A 5000-nucleotide genomic window follows, 5' to 3' on the forward strand; every position below is an offset into this window, starting at 1 on the left:
GTGCAAAATCCATTCCGTGCAGCAATGAACGGACTGTTTACTGGTTTTCGTTCCTTTGACTTTTGGTTATTAGCTGGAAGTTTTTTTATTTGTGGCTTGTCTACAAACGGGTTGATCGGGACACATTTTATTGCGGCCTGCATGGAGCATGGGATTCCAGCAGTGACTGCTGCCAGCCTGCTTGCCCTGATTGGGGTTTTTGACATAATTGGAACGACGTTTTCCGGCTGGCTGTCGGATCGCTACAATAACCGCTGGCTGTTGTTCTGGTACTATGGACTGCGTGGGCTCTCCTTGATGTTTCTGCCGACAGCTTTGTCCTCTTCAACATTTAGCCTTGGCTTATTCATCGTATTTTACGGTTTGGACTGGGTTGCGACGGTTCCTCCTACAGTGAGGCTGACGACAGACATTTTTGGCAAGCAGCAGGCAGGAATTTTGTTTGGCTGGATACTGGCCGCCCATCAATTAGGGGCTGCGGCAGCCGCCTACGGTGGTGGCGTCATTTACACAGTATTAAACAGTTACTTCTTCATGTTCATAACGGCAGGAGCGTTTTGCTTGCTGGCTTCCTTCATGGTCATGCGAATTGGCAGGAACGCGCTCCGTGCAAATGTTTCCCGGAATATGTAGCAGCATTTAGCCCTTCAAGAGCACGGTCTACTAATTGAAGATAACCATGCTTTTTGTCGGGCTGCTGATCGATACTAAAATGTTGATTCGCACATCCGTTTAGACATGATCGTGAAGCAGCAACAACAACAAGAAGTCGGCGCATACGCGGCGTCTTTTTTTCTGGATAAGGCTTTGGGGTGCTCCCTAAAGGGTAAAGTGCACAATAGAGAATTCGGTGGGTTGATTTTTTATACTTTACATATATTATTGTATTGAAAAGAAACCCGGTTTCCTATGGGAGTGAACATTGATGACAGAAAAAAAGGCGTTGTGGACAAAAGATTTTGTAATCCTGGCACTCTCCAATTTTATGTTGTTCGTCTCGTTTCAGATGCTGCTTCCGACGCTTCCCGTATATGTGACAGACATGGGGGGAGATCAGTTGGCGGTAGGGTTGGTCATTAGTCTTTTCACCGTATCAGCCTTGCTTGTGCGCCCTTTTACCGGGAAAGCGCTGGACACCATCGGAAGGAAGCCTGTCTTGCTGATTGGATTGGCCATCTTTTTGCTGGCGGTCGCCGGGTATTACTGGATGGTCAGTGTGGCGTTGGTGTTGGCGATCCGCTTTTTGCACGGGATTGGCTGGGGAATTGTCACGACCACCTACGGAACAATTGTGTCCGACATTATTCCCCGTGAAAGAAGCGGGGAAGGAATGGGGTACTTCGGGATGTTCAGCAACCTGGCGATGGCTTTCGGGCCACTTCAGGGCTTGTGGGTGTCGCAAAACTGGGGATATGGTTGGCTTTTTGCCATCTCCGCAGGATTGACTGCTCTGGCGATGATCTTGTCCAGGCTGGTAAAAATCGAGCCAATTGTTCCCGGGAAAAAGCCGGGTGGAAGTGTGCTGAGTGGGCTTATTGAAAAAGCGGCGTTGTTTCCGTCTCTGTTGAATCTGTTGATCGGGATTATTTACGGAGGGATATTCAGCTTCATTACCTTGTTCGGTCTTGAGGTTGGCATCGCAAATATCGGCCTGTTTTTCCTGTTCAATGCAATTGCGCTGATGGCTGTCCGGCCACTGGCAGGAAGGCTGTTTGATCGCAAGGGACCGGTCTGGATTTTGTTGCCGGGTGGATTTATCCTTGGCGGCGGACTGCTGATGTTGTCGTACAGCACGAGTGAATGGCAGCTGATTTTTGCCGCAATCCTGTTTGGCGTCGGTGTCGGCGGCGTGCAGCCTTCCTTGCAGGCGTGGACGATCAAACGGGTAGACCCGACGAGAAGAGGGGCAGCTACCGGGACATTTTTCTCGGCGTTCGATCTGGGAATTGGCGGAGGAGCAATGATTCTTGGAGCAGTTGCCAAGATGACCAGCTTTGCGGTGATGTATCGCTATTCTCTGGTTGCTCTTGGGCTGTATTTGCTTGTTTACATCGTATATTTGGCCCGGCAAGGCAAAAGGACAACGGTGCCCGAATCGATTTCCTCCTAAAATCGGTTCGGGTTTTTTCTATTTCTGAATAAGAAAAGCGATAAGGACAAATCATAAGTGAATGCAAAACAGTAATGGAACAAAAAGGAAATCGTTTTCTAGGGAAATACGAGGTCAAAAGTAAAGAGCAAAACCAAGGGGAATCGATTGATTCGGCTGGAATTTTTGGACGTGTCCTCTTTCTATATGGTATAATAACGTATTGTGATAACCAGTTGGAGGTTTACCGTTTATGGCAGAAGAAACTGCTCGGTTTCCCAAAGTCGATATTAGCCAGGAAATGAGAGAATCGTTCATCAGCTACGCGATGAGCGTTATTGTCAGTCGCGCATTGCCTGATGTTCGCGATGGATTGAAGCCTGTACACAGGCGTATTTTGTATGCCATGCATGACATGGGACTTACACCTGACAAAGCGTTCCGTAAATCGGCAAACGTAGTCGGGGAAGTTATGGCAAACTACCATCCGCATGGGGACTCTTCCATCTATGAAGCGATGGTACGTATGGCACAAGATTTTAATATGCGTTATATGCTCGTGGAAGGGCAAGGGAACTTCGGTTCTGTAGACGGTGACCCGGCAGCGGCCATGCGTTATACAGAGGCGCGCTTCTCCAAGCTCGCGCTGGAGCTTTTGCGCGATATTGATAAAGAAACAGTGGACTTCACGCCCAACTACGACGGGCGCAAGGAAGAGCCGGTTGTTTTGCCTTCTCGCTTCCCGAACCTGCTTTTGAACGGGGCTTCGGGGATTGCCGTCGGGATGGCGACCAATATTCCTCCACATAACTTGTCGGAAGTTATTGATGGCGTGATTGCCATGATCGACAACCCGGATATTACGGTTCACGATCTGATGAAGATCATCAAAGGGCCGGACTTTCCTACAGCCGGAGAAATTCTCGGCTATAGCGGGATTCGTCGTGCCTACGAAACAGGCCGTGGTTCGATTATCATGCGAGCGAAAACCCAAATCGAAGAGGAGAAGGGCAAAGCACGCATTATTGTGACGGAGATCCCTTATCAGGTGAATAAGGCAAGACTCGTGGAAAAAATCGCAGAGTTTGTCCGCGAAAAGAAAATTGACGGCATTACGGATCTGCGCGACGAGTCCGACCGTAAAGGGATGCGCATCGTGATGGAGCTCCGCCGCGACGTCATTCCAAAAGTCGTGCTGAACAACCTGTTCAAGCATACGCAAATGCAGACCACGTTTGGCGTCAACATGCTGGCCTTGGTTGACGGTCGTCCGCGTGTGCTCAATCTGCGGGACATGCTGTATTACTATTTGCGGCACCAACGCGAAATTATCCGCAGAAGAACCGAATACGATTTGAAGCAGGCAGAAGCGCGCGCTCATATTTTGGAGGGCTTGCGGATTGCGCTGGATCATATCGACGAGATTATCAGTCTCATTCGCTCTTCGCAAACGACGGAAGAAGCACGCGAAGGGCTGATGACAAACTACTCTCTGAGTTACGAGCAGGCACAAGCGATTCTCGATATGCGCCTGCAGCGTCTGACCGGTTTGGAGCGGGAGAAAATCGAGAATGAGTACCAGGAGCTTCTGGCGAAAATCGCCGAGCTGCGTGCGATTCTCGCTGACGAAGCCAAAATCTACGCGATCATTCGGGAAGAGCTGAACGAAATCAAGGAGAGATTTGGCGATGAGCGTCGCACAGCGATTACCTTGGCGGAAGACCATATCGAGGACGCCGATCTGATTCCGGAAGAGGATGTCGTCATTACCTTGACTCATGACGGGTATATCAAGCGTCTGCCCGTATCCACCTATCGTTCGCAAAAACGCGGTGGCCGGGGAGTCCAAGGATTGGGCACCAAGGATGACGACTTCGTTGAGCATCTTTACATTACGAATTCGCATGATTATATCATGTTCTTTACGAGCAAGGGCAAGGTATACCGCCTGAAAGGCTATGAAATTCCTGATCTCAGCCGGACGGCAAAAGGCACTCCGATCATCAACCTCATCCAGATCGAAAAAGGGGAGCGGGTCAGTGCGGTAATCCCGGTCAAGGAGTTCGACCATGATCGCTTCCTGTTCTTTGCGACCAAGAAAGGGATTATCAAGAAGACGACGCTGGAGTCCTTTGAAAACATTCGCAAAGGCGGGCTGATTGCAGTCAATCTGCGTGAAGATGATGAACTGATCGCGGTCCGTTTGACTGACGGACAGCAAGAGATCATCATGGGTACGCAAAAAGGGATGTCTGTTCGTTTCAGCGAAAGCGATGTGAGGACGATGGGACGCAACGCGACTGGCGTAAAAGGGATTACCCTCGATGATGACGACAATGTCATTGATATGGACGTCATCAAGCCAAACGCGGAAGTCCTGATCGTAACTGCCAACGGTTATGGCAAACGGACTCCTGTTGACGAATACCGCATCCAGTCTCGCGGCGGTAAAGGGATCAAGACCCACAATGTAACTGAACGCAGCGGTCCAGTGGTCGGCCTGAAAGTGGTTGAGCCACAGGAAGATCTGATGATTATCACGACTTCGGGCATTATCATCCGGACAGAAATGAAGGGTATTTCTGTAATGGGCCGCTATACGCAAGGCGTGAAACTGATTCGTTTGTCTGAAAACGAGCAGGTAGGTTCAGTAGCCAAATGCCCACCGAATGAGGAAGACGATGGAGTGGACTCGGAAGCGCAAGAGCTTGATGTTACTGTTGACGATGCTGACGCTCAAGCAAATGCTGAACCCGACGAGCCAACTGAAGAATAAGGAAAAATTTCGAGGAAGCGCCCAGTAAAATCATGGGGCGTTTCTTTTTTTGTGCAAAAAGTTTGAGAAACTGCTACTTTAGTCCTTTAAATCAATTGGAATTAGAGTAAAATTAGGAAAAGAAAACTATATGAA

The 5000-nt window shown here is 49.3% G+C and carries 4 protein-coding genes (2 of these 4 only partly in view); all 4 read left to right on the forward strand.

The genetic code is table 11. From position 1 onward, the window contains the following. Positions 1-633, forward strand: partial view of an MFS transporter gene (locus AAFJ72_RS00170; RefSeq protein WP_432775678.1) — the 3' end only. It extends 642 nt beyond the left edge of the window; 633 of the gene's 1275 nt are visible here — the last part of the coding sequence; the start codon falls outside the window, past its left edge; its stop codon occupies positions 631-633. A gap of 292 nt (positions 634-925) precedes the next feature. Next, a complete protein-coding gene (locus AAFJ72_RS00175) occupies positions 926-2110 on the forward strand; it encodes an MFS transporter (protein WP_432775679.1) in 1185 nt (394 codons plus the stop codon). A 232-nt stretch (positions 2111-2342) separates the two neighbouring features. Continuing rightward, positions 2343-4865 carry a DNA gyrase subunit A gene (gene gyrA, locus AAFJ72_RS00180; RefSeq protein ID WP_432775680.1) on the forward strand — a complete coding sequence of 841 codons (2523 nt, stop codon included), beginning with the start codon at positions 2343-2345 and terminating at the stop codon, positions 4863-4865. A gap of 130 nt (positions 4866-4995) precedes the next feature. Then, positions 4996-5000, forward strand: partial view of an HD-GYP domain-containing protein gene (locus AAFJ72_RS00185; RefSeq protein WP_432775681.1) — the 5' end (the start) only. Its footprint extends 1114 nt past the window's final position; only the first 5 of its 1119 coding nucleotides appear in the window; it begins with the start codon at positions 4996-4998; the stop codon falls past the right edge of the window.

This window comes from Brevibacillus gelatini (assembly GCF_050920745.1).
Lineage (GTDB): Bacteria > Bacillota > Bacilli > Brevibacillales > Brevibacillaceae > Brevibacillus > Brevibacillus gelatini.